The following is a 13,845-nucleotide window of genomic DNA, read 5'->3' as shown; positions in this document are numbered from 1 at the left end:
CCACTCAGCCCTTCATCATATTAACGTCTTCGACCGCGATCGAGCCGCGGTTGCGGTAGAAGACAACAAGAATTGCAAGACCGATCGCTGCCTCAGCCGCAGCGACCGTCAAAATGAACAGTGCAAAGACCTGGCCGACGATATCGTTCAGGAACGACGAGAAGGCGACCATGTTGATGTTGACCGCAAGCAGGATGAGTTCGATCGACATCAGGATGACGATGACGTTCTTCCGGTTGAGGAAGATGCCGAAAATGCCGATCGTGAAGAGGATGGCGCTAACCGTCAGGTAATGGGAAAGACCGATGACCATGTTCTTTGTTCCTTGTCCCTGCCTTTAGAGGCCCTGCCCCGGCTTGACCGTGACCACCTCAACGGCAGTTGCGGGCGTGCGGGCAACCTGTCTTGGAATATTCTGCCGCTTGATGTTGGTACGGTGCCTCAGCGTCAGAACGATCGCGCCGATCATCGCGACAAGAAGCACCAGGCCGGCGATCTGGAAGAAGTAGACGTAGTTCGTATAGAGCACGTCGCCGAGGGCGGCGGTATTAGTGCGCTCGGTAATGGCCGGGATGGGCATCGCGACGGTCTTTGCGACTTCCGGAGAGATCACGCTGCCGCCGACAACGACGATGAGTTCGGCTGCAAGAACCAGACCGATCAGGCCGCCGATCGGGGCGTATTCGAGAACGCCCGCGCGCAGCTCCGTGAAGTCGATGTCGAGCATCATGACCACGAAGAGGAAGAGGACCGCGACTGCGCCGACATAGACAACGAGCAGGATCATCGCCAGGAATTCGGCGCCGAGCAGCAGGAAGAGGCCTGCGGCATTGAAGAAGGTCACGATGAGGAACAGAACCGAATGGACCGGATTCTTCGCCGAGATGACCATGAACGCCGACGCTACCGCGACAAAGGCGAAAAGATAGAAAAATAGAGCCTGCAGACCCATGTTGGTGCCTTTTTCATCTTCCCCCGGGCAGCCGGGAGTTTCCCTGCCCGAATGGAGCTTGGCGTGACGTCAAGCCCGCAAAGCTCCGGTGCATGTTGACCGCGGGAGGCGGGTGCCCGCCGCGCGGCATTTCAAATTCCATTCAGCGGTACGGTGCGTCGATCGCCATGTTGCGGGCGATTTCGCGCTCCCACCGGTCGCCATTGTCCAAAAGCCGCTGCTTGTCGAAATAAAGCTCTTCGCGGGTTTCCGTGGCGAATTCGAAATTCGGGCCTTCGACGATCGCATCGACCGGGCAGGCCTCCTGGCAGAAGCCGCAATAGATGCACTTCACCATGTCGATGTCATAGCGCACCGTGCGGCGCGTGCCGTCATTGCGGCGCGGTCCAGCTTCAATGGTGATCGCCTGAGCGGGACAGATCGCTTCGCAGAGCTTGCAGGCGATGCAGCGCTCTTCGCCGTTCGGATAGCGGCGCAGCGCATGTTCACCGCGGAAGCGCGGGCTGACAGGACCCTTTTCGAAGGGGTAGTTGATCGTCGCCTTCTGGCGAAAGAAATAGCGCATCGACAAGAAGAATGCGCCAACGAATTCCTTGAGGAAAAGCGAGCTGACGGCGTTGGACAAGCTTGCCATCTTCAACCTCCAAAATTGCTGAAAACCAGGAGGGACATCATCATGCCCATCCCATCAGCTTCAGCACGAATGCAACGATGACGACCATGGCGAGCGACAGCGGAAGGAAGACCTTCCAGCCGAGGCGCATCAGTTGGTCGTAGCGGTAGCGCGGCACGAAGGCCTTGACCATCGCGAACATGAAGAACACCAGGCAGGCTTTCAGCGTGAACCAGATGATACCCGGTACCCAGTTCAGGAACCAAACGTCAACCGGGGGCAGCCAGCCGCCGAGGAAGAGGATCGTCGTCAGCGCGCACATCAGGCAGACGGCCGCATATTCGCCAAGCATGAACATCATGTACGGCGAGGAGCCGTATTCGACCATGAAGCCGGCGACCAACTCCGATTCGGCTTCCGGAAGATCGAAGGGCGGGCGGTTGGTTTCGGCAAGCGCGGAAACGAAGAAGACGATGAACATCGGGAACAGTGCGAGCCAATGCCAATCGAGGAAGGACGCCGGCAGGCCGAGCATCGTTCCAAGGCCGTCATGCTGCGCATTGACGATGTCGGTCAGGTTCAGCGAACCGACGCAAAGGAGGACGCAGACGATGACGAAGCCAATCGAGACTTCGTAGGACACCATCTGTGCGGCGGAACGGAGAGCGCCGAGGAACGGATACTTCGAATTCGAAGCCCAGCCACCCATGATGATGCCGTAAACCTCGAGTGAGGCGATCGCGAAGATATAGAGGATGCCGACATTGATGTCGGCAATCACCCAGCCGTCTGCGAGCGGCACGACCGCCCAGGTGGACAGCGCCAGAAGCACGGCGACGAGCGGCGCGATCAGGAAGACGACCTTGTTGGCACCCGCCGGGATGATCGGCTCCTTGAAGACAAACTTCAGAAGGTCGGCAAAGGACTGGAACAGGCCGAAGGGGCCGACGACGTTCGGGCCGCGGCGAAGCTGCACCGCCGCCCAGATCTTGCGGTCGGCAAGGAGCACGTAGGCGATGAAGATCAGAAGGCAGACCAGCAGGAGAAGCGACTGGCCGACCATGATGATCCCCGGCCAGACATATGTGGAAAAGAAAGAGTCCATAGTCCCTGCCCTTACTCTGCCGCGACTTTGAAGTTGTTGCGGGCCAATGCCGAGCATTCGGCCATGACAGCCGAGGCGCGTGCGATCGGGTTCGTCAAATAGAAGTCTTTGACCGGTGACGCAAACCCGGATTTGTTCATCTTCCCGGCTTTTTTGGCCAGTGCGGCAATTTTGGCGCTGTCGCCTTCCGCGATCTCGTCGACGGCGGCGAAATGCGGGAACGCCGCATAGAGTTTCGAGCGCAGTTCAGCAAGCGAATCAAAGGGAAGCTTCTTGCCGAGGACGTCGGAGAGCGCACGCAGGATCGCCCAGTCTTCGCGGGCATCGCCCGGTGCGAAACCGGCGCGGCTGCCCATCTGGACGCGGCCTTCGGTATTAACCCAAGTGCCCGACTTTTCAGTATAGGCGGCGGCCGGCAGGATGACGTCGGCATGGTGCGCGCCGTTGTCGCCGTGCGAGCCGATATAGATCGTGAGCTTGGCCTTCTTGGCGGTGAAGTCCAGTTCGTCGGCGCCGAGCAGGAAAAGCACGTCCATGGAGGCCAGCATGGCAGCCCCGTTGACGCCCTTAGCGCCAGGCACGAAGCCGAGGTCAAGACCGCCGACACGCGATGCGGCCGTGTGCAGGACGGCAAAACCGTTCCAGCCTTCGGCCACGGCACCGACATTGACGGCGAGCTTTGCGGCGCTTGCCAGAACACCCGCGCCATCCGTGCGGGAAAGCGCGCCCTGGCCGATGATGATCAGGGGCTTTCTGGCCTCCGCCAGAACCTTGGCGAAGGCATGGTTGCCATCCACCAGATCCTTCAGCGTATCCGGACCAGAACCGAGATATTCGTAATCATAACGCAGGTCACCGCCTTCGCCGATCACGCCGATCGGGAAGCCGCCCCGGCGCCAGCGCTTGCGGATGCGGGCATTGAGCACGGCAGCCTCGAAGCGCGGGTTGGCGCCAATGATGAGCAGCGCATCAGCCTGTTCGATGCCTTCGATCGTCGGGTTGAAGAGGTAACTTGCGCGGCCGAGCGACGGATCAAGTGCCGTCCCATCCTGGCGACAGTCGAGGTTATCGGAACCGAGCGACTTCACCAGTTCGGAGAGCGCGTACATTTCCTCGACCGAAGCGAGGTCGCCGGCGATCGCGCCGATCTTTTCGCCGGTCGTCTTGGAAACTGCAGTCTTGATCGCGCCGAAGGCCTCCGCCCAGGTCGCGGGCTGCAGGCGACCACCCTTGCGGACATAGGGTTTGTCGAGACGCTGCGTCTTCAGGCCGTCCCAGATGAAGCGGCTCTTGTCGGAAATCCACTCCTCGTTGATCGCCTCGTTGACACGCGGCAGGATGCGCATGACTTCGCGCCCGCGGGTATCGACGCGGATGGCGGAGCCGAGCGCGTCCATGACGTCGATCGATTCCGTCTTGTTCAGTTCCCACGGACGGGCCGTGAAGGCGAAGGGTTTCGAGGTCAGCGCGCCGACCGGGCAAAGGTCGACGACGTTGCCCTGCAGCTCGGAGGTCATCGCCTGTTCGAGATAGGTGGTGATTTCGGCGTCCTCGCCGCGGCCGATCAGGCCGAGTTCCGAGATGCCGGCGACTTCCGTCGTGAAGCGGACGCAGCGCGTGCAGTGGATGCAGCGGTTCATGACCGTCTTTACGAGCGGACCGATATACTTGTCTTCGACGGCGCGCTTGTCTTCCTGATAGCGCGAGGTGTCGATGCCGAAGGCCATCGCCTGGTCCTGCAAATCGCATTCGCCGCCCTGGTCGCAGATCGGGCAATCGAGCGGGTGATTGATCAGCAGGAATTCCATTACGCCTTCGCGGGCCTTCTTGACCATCGGCGTGTTGGTGAAGACTTCCGGCAGCTCGCCATTCGGGCCGCCGCGAATGTCGCGAACGCCCATAGCGCAGGATGCCTGCGGCTTCGGCGGACCGCCCTTCACCTCAACAAGGCACATACGGCAATTGCCGGCGACCGACAGCCGCTCATGGAAGCAGAAGCGCGGAACTTCAGCGCCGGCTTCCTCACACGCCTGGATGAGCGTGTAATGATCCGGGACCTCGATCTCGTTGCCGTCTATCTTCAGTTTTGCCATCGTCACTCAGTCCTGTTTCCCGTTCGCCGGATGGCGGCAAACAAACCTATTCTGCAACATGACCGCTGCCAGGCAGGATTTTACCCCCGCAGGCACCGGTGTCGCCCAAATTGTCCTTCCAGGATTCGGGGAACCCGAAACCCGATCGGCGCGCAGTTCGCAGGCCCCTGCCCGCTTGCCGCTTCGCCATTCCTCTCCGGCTGCTTGGGTCAGCCGAAAAAATCACGTCCGCTTGCGGCCCTTCGCAGAAAGCGCCTTCGCCTGACCGGTCCAATCGTCGCGAGCGACGCGGCCGTTGAAACCAAGTTCGGCGTCGAGCTTTGCGATTTCCGCATCCGTCCAGGCGGCAATCTCGGCGAAGGTCCGAATGCCCTTCGCGTTCAGCACCTGTTCGAGCTTCGGACCGATGCCGGCAATCAGCTTCAGGTCGTCTGCCTTCTTCGCGCGTGCCGCCGCCTTCTTCGGTGCCGTAGGCTTTGATCCCGTTGCGCCGACAATGGAAAGCTTGGCCTTCTCCAACGCTGGCGGCCGGATATTCCCCGGCTTGATGCGCACTTCCGGCCTTGGTTCTTCCGGAGGCGTGTCGTCAAGCGCTTCCGCCAGCCTGTTGGTCTCCTCGAACACTCCCTGCAAAGCGCCGAAGAAAGCGCCGGCAAGCTGCGTCGAGAAACCAAAGCCGATCACAGTTGCCGCAGCCATCGCCGCGACCGGCGGCGCCATCAGCGGATGCATCGGCAAAGCCCGCTCCAGCATCTCGGCTGCAAGACGGCCGAAGTCCGCCGGGAAATCGGCCACTCCATCCTTCCCTGTGCTGCCAGATGCCTTCGTCATCTTCCTACTCCGCTGCCTCGAGAACCGCACCGTGATCCATGGCGCTCGCCGTGTACTGATCGATGCGCGCTTCGATCTCCGGACGAAAGTTACGGATCAGACCCTGCACCGGCCATGCGGCAGCATCGCCGAGCGCACAGATGGTGTGGCCTTCGATCTGCTTGGTGACCTGGAAGAGCATGTCGATCTCGCGCTTGTGGGCATTGCCCTTGGCCATACGCTCCATCACGCGCCACATCCAGCCGGTGCCTTCGCGGCACGGCGTGCACTGGCCGCAGCTCTCATGCTTGAAGAAAGCTGAGATCCGGGCGATCGCCTTGATGACGTCCGTGGACTTGTCCATGACGATCGCGGCCGCCGTGCCGAAGGACGAACCGACAGCGCGCAGGCCGTCGAAATCCATCGGGCAATCGATGATGTCCTTGGCGGGCACGATCGGGCACGAGGCGCCGCCCGGGATGACGGCGAGCAGGTTGTCCCAGCCGCCGCGAATGCCACCGGCGTGACGATCGACCAGCTCGCGGAAAGTAATGCCCATTTCCTCTTCGACGGTGCACGGCTTGTTGACGTGGCCGGAGAGCATGAAAAGTTTGGTACCGACATTGTTCGGACGGCCGATCGAGGAAAACCAGCCGGCGCCGCGGCGAAGGATCGTCGGGGCAACGGCGATCGACTCGACGTTGTTGACCGTCGTCGGGCAGCCGTAAAGACCCATATTGGCCGGGAACGGCGGCTTCAGGCGCGGCTGCCCCTTCTTGCCCTCAAGGCTTTCGAGCAGGGCGGTTTCTTCGCCGCAGATGTAAGCGCCGGCGCCGTGATGGACATAAATCTCCATGTCCCAGCCGAGCTTGTTGTTCTTGCCGAGCAGGCCGGCATCATAGCATTCGTCGATCGCCGCCTGGAGTGCCTCACGCTCACGGATATATTCGCCGCGAACATAGATGTAGGCTGCGTTCGCGCCCATGGCGAAGCTTGCAACCACGCAGCCTTCGATCAGCGTATGCGGATCGTGGCGCATGATGTCGCGGTCCTTGCAGGTGCCGGGCTCAGACTCGTCGGCATTGACGACGAGATAGTGCGGCCGGCCATCGCTTTCCTTCGGCATGAAGGACCATTTGAGACCGGTCGGGAAACCTGCGCCGCCACGGCCGCGAAGGCCGGACGCCTTCATCTCGTTGACGATCCAGTCGCGGCCCTTTTCGAGGATCTGCTTGGTGCCGTCCCAGTGGCCGCGGCTCATCGCGCCTTTCAGGGACTTGTCCTTGAGGCCGTAGATGTTGGTAAAGATGCGGTCCTTATCTTGTAACATGCTTTACACCTCTTACCGCGGCTTCTTGCCAAAGACCTTGATATATTCCGCTTCGCCGCCCTTGGCGAGCGCCTTGGCCTGCTTGGCCCAGTCGTCGCGCTCGATGCGGCCCTTGAAATTCAAGTATCCATCGACCCACTCGCGTTCGGCCTTCTTCCAGCCTGCGACCTGCGCGTAGGTGAAGATGCCGAGTTCGTTCAAAATCGCCTCGATCTTCGGACCGACGCCCGAGATCAGCTTGAGATCATCCGGAGCCGTCGGCTTTTCGATGCCGACCGGGCGGTTCTTGTCGGCCAGCCCCTTGCTAGCGGCCGGAGCAGCGGCTGCCTTTGCAGGCTTTGCGGCCGGTGCAGGCAACGGCGCAGCCTCGACGGCCTTGACGTTATTAGCCGCGGCTTTCGGCGCCGTATGGGGCGTCTTCAGCGCCGGATTGGTTTCAGCGTCCGCGCTCTTTGGACGGCCGGCCTCGGAAGGCGGAAGGCTGACGGCATCGCCGACGGCCTTCTTTGCGGAAGCCTTCGGCTTGGGATCCGGCGCCAGAAGCGTCGTCGGACCGCCTTCAGGCGAGGAAAAATGACGGTCGATCTGCGGGCCGGGCTTGATGCTCGCCCCATTGCCGGCATTGAACGTGTCGATGATCTCTTCCAGGCGCTCCGGCGTCAGGTCTTCGTAAGTATCCTTGCCAATCATCACCATCGGTGCGTTAACGCAGGCCCCGAGACATTCGACCTCTTCCCAGGAGAGCGTGCCTTCGGCATTGCGCTCGAACGGATGATCGTGGATCTTGCTCTTGCAGACCTTCATCAGGCCTTCAGAGCCGCGCAGCATGCAGGGCGTGGTGCCGCAGACCTGGACGTGTGCACGCGTTCCGACCGGACCCAGCTGGAACTGGGTGTAGAAGGTCGCGACTTCGAGCACACGGATATAGGCCATGTCCAGCATGTCGGCGACTTTCTCGATCGCCGCGCGGGTGACCCAGCCGTCCTGCTCCTGCGCCCGCATCAACAGCGGGATGACCGCCGACTGCTGACGGCCTGCGGGATATTTCTTGATCGTTTTGTCCGCCCAAACCGCGTTTTCGTCATTGAAGGCGAATGCGGCAGGCTGGAATTGATCTTCGGCTAGTCGACGAACGGACATTCTTCCTCACGCCTTGTCAGTTTAGGGTCCCACACTGCGAGGCTGTCAGAGACTGCATCTCGCAAGCATAGGCCGACTGGTCTTTCTGCATAAATACAACGAACTTGTTGCCGTTCGGAACGGCAGCTTTGATTTCATAGCCCCTGGACAATAGCTCGCCCATGGAGGCCTGGCCGCCCGGAGGCGCTACATCCTGCGCGCCCAGCTTCTGGCCGAATCCCTGATTGTCCTGAGCGAACGCTCCGGATGCCATGAGGAAAACGACTGCTGAAAACGCGGCAAGCTGCATCAGCGGTCCACCTCGCCGAACACGATGTCGAGCGAGCCGAGAATGGCAGCGACGTCAGCCAACTGGTGGCCGCGGCACATGAAATCCATCGCCTGAAGATGGGCATAGCCCGGAGCCTTGATCTTGCAGCGATACGGCTTGTTGGAGCCGTCGGAGACGAGATAGACACCGAACTCGCCCTTCGGCGCCTCGACGGCGGCATAAACTTCGCCGGCCGGAACGTGGTAGCCTTCGGTATAGAGCTTGAAGTGGTGGATCAGAGCTTCCATCGAGCGCTTCATCTCGCCGCGCTTCGGCGGCACCACCTTGCCGTCGACCGACGAGAACGGTCCAGTGCTGGCATCGCCAAGCAGCCGGTTCACGCACTGCTTCATGATGCGGACCGATTCACGCATTTCGATCATGCGGATCAGGTAACGGTCATAACAGTCGCCGTTCTTGCCGATCGGGATATCGAACTCGAGATCGGAATAGCATTCGTAAGGCTGCGCACGGCGTAGGTCCCAGGCAGCGCCCGAACCGCGGACCATGACGCCCGAGAAGCCCCAAGCCCAGCAGTCCTCCAGCGATACCACGCCGATATCGACGTTACGTTGCTTGAAGATGCGGTTGCCGGTCAGAAGATCGTCAATGTCATCCAACGCCTTCAGGAACGGATCGCACCAGTCGCCGATATCCTGAACGAGCTTTTCCGGCAGATCCTGATGGACGCCGCCCGGACGGAAATAAGCCGCATGCATGCGCGAGCCGGAAGCGCGCTCATAAAACACCATCAGCTTTTCGCGCTCTTCGAAGCCCCAGAGCGGCGGCGTCAGCGCCCCGACGTCCATGGCCTGGGTCGTGACGTTGAGGAGATGCGACAGGATACGGCCGATTTCCGAATAGAGAACGCGGATCAGCTGACCGCGAATCGGGATCTCGATGCCGAGCAGCTTCTCGACGGCCAGCGCGTAGGCATGTTCCTGGTTCATCGGCGCCACATAATCGAGGCGATCGAAATAAGGAACGGCCTGCAGATAGGTCTTGGTTTCGATCAGCTTCTCGGTGCCGCGATGGAGCAGGCCGATATGCGGATCGACGCGCTCCACAATTTCGCCGTCAAGCTCCAGGACAAGACGAAGAACGCCGTGCGCCGCCGGATGCTGTGGTCCGAAATTGATGTTGAAGTTGCGGACGTTATGTTCGGTCATGCTGCAAACTCCAAGCCAAACGCGCCGCTGGTTAGGCGAATGGCGAATGGCGAATAGCGAATAGCTTCGTTCCGTTTCATTGTTTCTCCTGGAGACTCCCTATCAGCGCTCTGATCATCCCTCTGATCTCGTCGCATTTTCGGTCATCTTCCTGAATTCAATCTCGCCGAGCAAACCGACGCGGTGAGAAATGAATATCCGTTTCCAATTCCGTCAACGAATCTGGGACATGCGCAGATCATGATAAAGCGTCCCATGACTTCACGTCCGTGCCCTTCAGCAATATTGGCAGCAATCGAATTTGCTGCCCTGCATCTGGGGTCGTCAGACCGTAAAACCTCCGACTTGGGAAAATCCTTGGTCATCGGATAACAGTCCACGAGATCGATCGCCAACTGCCAGACCTTGAGATCCTTGTCGAAGTTTATCGTCTGCAACCCCTTCCCAACTCGTCGCTGTTCACTATTCGCTTCTACTGCTTCGCCTTCTCATCGCCCGGCAGCACGTATTCGGTGCCTTCCCAAGGCGACATGAAGTCGAAGTTGCGGAATTCCTGCTTCAATTCCACCGGCTCGTAAACGACCCGCTTTGCCGCATCGTCGTAACGGACTTCGACGAAGCCGGTCGTCGGAAAGTCCTTGCGAAGTGGATGTCCTTCGAAACCGTAGTCAGTCAGGATGCGGCGGAGATCCGGGTGGCCGGTGAAGAGAACGCCGTACATGTCCCAGGTCTCGCGCTCGAACCAGTCGGCGCCGGGATAGACCGCGCAGGCCGACGGAACCGGCGTATCCTCGTCGGTCGCGACCTTCACGCGGATGCGCAGGTTCTGCTTCGGCGACAAAAGATGATACACAACGTCGAAACGCTTTTCGCGCTGCGGCCAATCGACGCCGCAGATGTCCGTCAGGTTGACGAAACTGCACTTAGCGTCATCGCGCAGGAACGTCAGAAGCGCGATCAGGTTTTCGCCCGTCGTAGTCAGTGTCAGCTCGCCGAATTTCAGTTGCGTCGCGGCAATCAGGCTGCCACGCGCTTCCGAGAGATAGGACGAAAGCTCAGTGAGGGCTTCGCTCATATGTCTTGTCCTTAACCCTTACCGCTCGATCGTGCCGGTGCGCCGGATCTTCTTCTGCAGCAGAAGCACGCCGTAAAGCAGCGCCTCCGCTGTGGGGGGACAGCCCGGCACGTAGATGTCGATCGGCACGACGCGGTCGCAGCCGCGCACCACCGAATAAGAATAATGATAGTAGCCGCCGCCATTGGCGCAGGAGCCCATCGAGATCACGTAACGCGGCTCAGGCATCTGGTCATAGACCTTACGGAGCGCGGGCGCCATCTTGTTGGTGAGCGTGCCAGCAACAATCATCACGTCCGACTGGCGTGGCGAAGCGCGCGGCGCAAAGCCGAAACGCTCGACGTCGTAACGCGGCATCGACAGCTGCATCATCTCGACGGCGCAGCAGGCGAGACCGAAGGTCATCCACATCAGCGAGCCGGTACGCGCCCAGTTGATCAGTTCGTCGGTCGAGGTGACGAGAAAACCCTTGTCGGCCAGTTCGTTGTTGATCTCGCCGAAGAACGCGTCGTTGCTGCCGATCGGCTTGCCGGTTGCGGGATCGATGATCCCCTTCGGCTGCGGCGCCACGAGCGCGTGATTGCTTGAGGGGGTCACTGCCATTCCAGGGCTCCCTTCTTCCATTCATAGATAAAGCCGACGGTGAGCACGAGCAGGAAGACCATCATGGACCAGAAGCCGAACCAGCCGATGGCGCCGAAGGAAACGGCCCAGGGGAAGAGGAAGGCGACTTCGAGGTCGAAGATGATGAAGAGAATCGACACGAGATAGAAGCGGATGTCGAATTTCATGCGAGCGTCGTCGAAGGCGTTGAAGCCGCATTCGTATGCGGAAAGCTTTTCCGAATCGGGCGCCTTGAAGGCCACGGCAAACGGCGCAATCAGAAGCGCCAGGCCGATGACCAGGGCAATGCCGATGAAGATAGCGATCGGAATATAGGAACTGAGCAGTTCAGTCATCATGTTCATCCCTGCTTGCCGAATGCGCCAGGAAGCGCAACGGGCAAATGCCCGGCAAGCGAACGTGCGTTGCAACAAGCCGTGGTTAGCGCAGCCGGAGCCATGGCGCAAGACTTTTAGAAAGCCAATTCCACCTGTGAGGATGCGACATTATCAAGCAGATGCAACGATGTCGCGACAAATACGCACAAGTTGCGAGAGGCTGCATGGCAGCCAACCAAAAACTGCATGGCTCGGAGAAAAGAATGGCGCGAGTGACGGGGCTCGAACCCGCGACCTCCGGCGTGACAGGCCGGCACTCTAACCGACTGAGCTACACCCGCGCATCGTGAAGGAAAGGCCGGAAAGCGCCTTGCGGCACATCTTAAAATGGCGCGAGTGACGGGGCTCGAACCCGCGACCTCCGGCGTGACAGGCCGGCACTCTAACCGACTGAGCTACACCCGCACTTCATTTCAAGTCATCCGGAGCTTTCGCATCCTTGTCAAAACGGACAGGCCGCTTCGATGAGCGGCTAACTAAGGGGTTCGCATTTGAGTGTCAAGCAGGTTTGGAGACAAAACCATGACAGTCCGGAAATTGTTTTCAAAGCGAAGTCCAGTCGCCGCACAAGAGCTTAGCATCGACAGGACTTCCGACGCATTTTCTCGCGTCTGAAGCCGCTTCAGGCCTTTCCCGCATATTGCTCGTCGCTGACCTGCTCCAGCCAGTCGGCGACGCTGCCATCCAGTGATTCCTGGATGGCAATATGCGTCATCGCCGTTTCCGGGGCTGCGCCATGCCAGTGCTTTTCGCCAGCTGCGAACCAGACGGTGTCGCCCGGCCGGATTTCGCGGATTTCGCCGCCCCAGCTCTGCACAAGCCCCTTGCCGGACGTGACGATCAGGGTCTGGCCCAGAGGATGCGTGTGCCACGCGGTGCGCGCTCCCGGCTCGAATGTCACGTGCACGACCCTCACGCGGGCCGGATCCGGCGCTTCGATCAACGGATCAAGCCGCACGGTGCCAGCGAAATAGTCCGCCGAAGCCTTCGCTGATGGCCGGGAACCGGCTGTCTTGATTTCCATGCTATTGCCTCTTCGTTGTTTGATCCGGCGCGTCTCCTGCAGAAAGTAGGTCATCGATCGGCCCATTTGAAGTGGAGCGGGAAGATATGCCAGACGATCAGGCACCGTTCTCGAATAAGCAACGTCTGCGCCCTATTTCCCCCGCAGGCGCTTGTCCGCCCGGTGCCTGGCTGATAGTCGCCGTGCGAGCTTTTTCATCACGAATGGAGGATTCCCATGAAACAGCATTCTTTCGGCCGCATGCCGTTTTCAGTCACCAATGTCGGGTTCGGCGCATGGCAGATAGGCGGTTCCTGGGGCGATGTTAGCGAGGCTGACGGCCGGGCGGCCCTCAATGCGGCGCTCGACGCCGGCATCACCTTCATCGACACGGCGGACGTTTATGGCGACGGCCGATCGGAAAAGATCGTCGCCGACGTGCTGAAGAACCGTGGCGGAACGCGCCCGATGGTCGCCACCAAGGCTGGCCGAAGGCTGAACCCGCATGTCGCCGGCGGGTACACCAAGGCCAATCTCGAAGGCTTCATCGACCGCAGCCTGAAGAACCTGCAGGTCGACAGTCTCGACCTCGTCCAACTCCACTGCCCGCCGACGGAGGTGCTTTACCGTTCGCAAGCCTTCGACGGTCTCAACGAGCTGCAGAAGGCCGGCAAGATCAAGGGCTATGGCGTCAGCGTTTCGACGGTGGAGGAGGGCTTGAAAGCAATCGAGTTTCCAGGCGTTGAAAGCATCCAGATCATCTACAACATCTTCCGTCAGCGCCCCGATCGCCTGTTCTTCCAGGAAGCCCGCCGCAGGAACGTCGCCGTGATTGCCCGCGTGCCGCTCGCAAGTGGCCTGCTCTCCGGCAAGATCACCCGCGACACCAAATTCGCAAGCGACGACCACCGCAATTTCAACCGCCACGGCGAGGCTTTCGATGTCGGCGAGACCTTCGCGGGCGTTCCCTTCGAGGTCGGCCTGCAAGCGGTCGAGGAGGTGCGCAAGCTGGTGCCGCAGGGTGCCACGATGGCGGCCTTTGCGCTGCGCTGGATCCTGATGAACGATGCCGTGACCGTGGTCATCCCCGGCGCGCGCAACGCCGAACAGGCAAGGGCCAACGCATCGGCTGCCAATCTCGCGCCGCTATCCCACGACGTGATGGACGCGACCCGCGAGATCTACGAGCGGCTGATTGCACCGCATGTGCATCAGCGCTGGTAAGCGTATCCTTTCAGAATCAA

The 13,845-nt window shown here is 60.4% G+C and carries 16 protein-coding genes and 2 tRNA genes; 1 reads left to right on the top strand and 17 read right to left on the bottom strand.

Features of this window, described 5'->3' with window-relative positions; translation table 11 throughout:
• Positions 1-4 precede the first annotated feature (4 nt).
• The 17 genes from nuoK to A3C3_RS0111815 all read right to left on the bottom strand — a co-directional run bounded on the left by nuoK (position 5) and on the right by A3C3_RS0111815 (position 12,622).
• Positions 5-313, bottom strand: coding sequence for an NADH-quinone oxidoreductase subunit NuoK (nuoK, locus tag A3C3_RS0111890; protein ID WP_022714828.1), 309 nt, complete (start codon positions 311-313; stop codon positions 5-7).
• Between the two features lie 24 nt (positions 314-337).
• Positions 338-952, bottom strand: coding sequence for an NADH-quinone oxidoreductase subunit J (locus A3C3_RS0111885; RefSeq protein ID WP_022714827.1), 615 nt, complete (start codon positions 950-952; stop codon positions 338-340).
• Positions 953-1,094: 142 nt separating this feature from the next.
• Positions 1,095-1,586 (bottom strand): NADH-quinone oxidoreductase subunit NuoI, encoded by a 492-nt coding sequence (gene nuoI / locus A3C3_RS0111880; RefSeq protein ID WP_028739580.1) that lies wholly within the window; start codon positions 1,584-1,586, stop codon positions 1,095-1,097.
• 40 nt (positions 1,587-1,626) lie between these two features.
• The gene (gene nuoH, locus A3C3_RS0111875) at positions 1,627-2,670 is read right to left on the bottom strand and encodes an NADH-quinone oxidoreductase subunit NuoH (RefSeq protein ID WP_022714825.1); all 1,044 of its coding nucleotides are present in this window, start codon (positions 2,668-2,670) and stop codon (positions 1,627-1,629) included.
• Positions 2,671-2,681: 11 nt separating this feature from the next.
• A complete protein-coding gene (nuoG, locus tag A3C3_RS0111870; protein WP_022714824.1) occupies positions 2,682-4,763 on the bottom strand; it encodes an NADH-quinone oxidoreductase subunit NuoG in 2,082 nt (693 codons plus the stop codon).
• Between the two features lie 222 nt (positions 4,764-4,985).
• The gene (locus tag A3C3_RS0111865) at positions 4,986-5,594 is read right to left on the bottom strand and encodes a protein in NADH-ubiquinone oxidoreductase complex (RefSeq protein WP_022714823.1); all 609 of its coding nucleotides are present in this window, start codon (positions 5,592-5,594) and stop codon (positions 4,986-4,988) included.
• A 4-nt stretch (positions 5,595-5,598) separates the two neighbouring features.
• Entirely contained in the window at positions 5,599-6,903 is a 1,305-nt protein-coding gene (nuoF, locus tag A3C3_RS0111860; protein ID WP_022714822.1) for an NADH-quinone oxidoreductase subunit NuoF, read from the bottom strand.
• Between the two features lie 12 nt (positions 6,904-6,915).
• The gene (nuoE, locus tag A3C3_RS0111855) at positions 6,916-8,043 is read right to left on the bottom strand and encodes an NADH-quinone oxidoreductase subunit NuoE (protein ID WP_022714821.1); all 1,128 of its coding nucleotides are present in this window, start codon (positions 8,041-8,043) and stop codon (positions 6,916-6,918) included.
• Between the two features lie 16 nt (positions 8,044-8,059).
• Entirely contained in the window at positions 8,060-8,332 is a 273-nt protein-coding gene (locus tag A3C3_RS0111850) for a hypothetical protein (RefSeq protein WP_022714820.1), read from the bottom strand.
• A complete protein-coding gene (locus tag A3C3_RS0111845) occupies positions 8,332-9,522 on the bottom strand; it encodes an NADH-quinone oxidoreductase subunit D (protein WP_022714819.1) in 1,191 nt (396 codons plus the stop codon). Before A3C3_RS0111845 ends, A3C3_RS0111850 begins: the two co-directional genes overlap by 1 nt.
• A 143-nt stretch (positions 9,523-9,665) precedes the next feature.
• Positions 9,666-9,887: a four helix bundle protein gene (locus A3C3_RS48550; RefSeq protein WP_376774887.1), complete on the bottom strand. Its 222-nt coding sequence runs from the start codon at positions 9,885-9,887 to the stop codon at positions 9,666-9,668.
• Between the two features lie 107 nt (positions 9,888-9,994).
• On the bottom strand, positions 9,995-10,597 hold the full coding sequence (locus A3C3_RS0111840) for an NADH-quinone oxidoreductase subunit C (RefSeq protein ID WP_022714818.1): 603 nt from the start codon (positions 10,595-10,597) through the stop codon (positions 9,995-9,997).
• An 18-nt stretch (positions 10,598-10,615) separates the two neighbouring features.
• Positions 10,616-11,200, bottom strand: coding sequence for a NuoB/complex I 20 kDa subunit family protein (locus A3C3_RS0111835; protein ID WP_022714817.1), 585 nt, complete (start codon positions 11,198-11,200; stop codon positions 10,616-10,618).
• Entirely contained in the window at positions 11,191-11,556 is a 366-nt protein-coding gene (locus A3C3_RS0111830; RefSeq protein WP_028739579.1) for an NADH-quinone oxidoreductase subunit A, read from the bottom strand. The genes A3C3_RS0111835 and A3C3_RS0111830 overlap by 10 nt, the downstream gene beginning before the upstream one ends.
• Before the next feature lie 246 nt (positions 11,557-11,802).
• Positions 11,803-11,879, bottom strand: a tRNA-Asp gene (locus tag A3C3_RS0111825).
• 47 nt (positions 11,880-11,926) lie between these two features.
• A tRNA-Asp gene (locus A3C3_RS0111820) sits at positions 11,927-12,003 on the bottom strand.
• 217 nt (positions 12,004-12,220) lie between these two features.
• Positions 12,221-12,622: a (R)-mandelonitrile lyase gene (locus A3C3_RS0111815; RefSeq protein ID WP_022714815.1), complete on the bottom strand. Its 402-nt coding sequence runs from the start codon at positions 12,620-12,622 to the stop codon at positions 12,221-12,223.
• Between the two features lie 216 nt (positions 12,623-12,838).
• Here A3C3_RS0111815 and A3C3_RS0111810 point away from each other — a divergent pair, with 216 nt between their 5' ends.
• Entirely contained in the window at positions 12,839-13,825 is a 987-nt protein-coding gene (locus A3C3_RS0111810) for an aldo/keto reductase (RefSeq protein ID WP_022714814.1), read from the top strand.
• The last annotated feature ends 20 nt before the right edge of the window (positions 13,826-13,845 follow it).

Source organism: Rhizobium mongolense USDA 1844, from assembly GCF_000419765.1.
In the GTDB taxonomy this organism is placed as follows: Bacteria; Pseudomonadota; Alphaproteobacteria; order Rhizobiales; family Rhizobiaceae; genus Rhizobium; species Rhizobium mongolense.
Note: the sequence above shows the minus strand (reverse complement) of the source record. Positions and strands in the feature narration are given on the sequence as shown.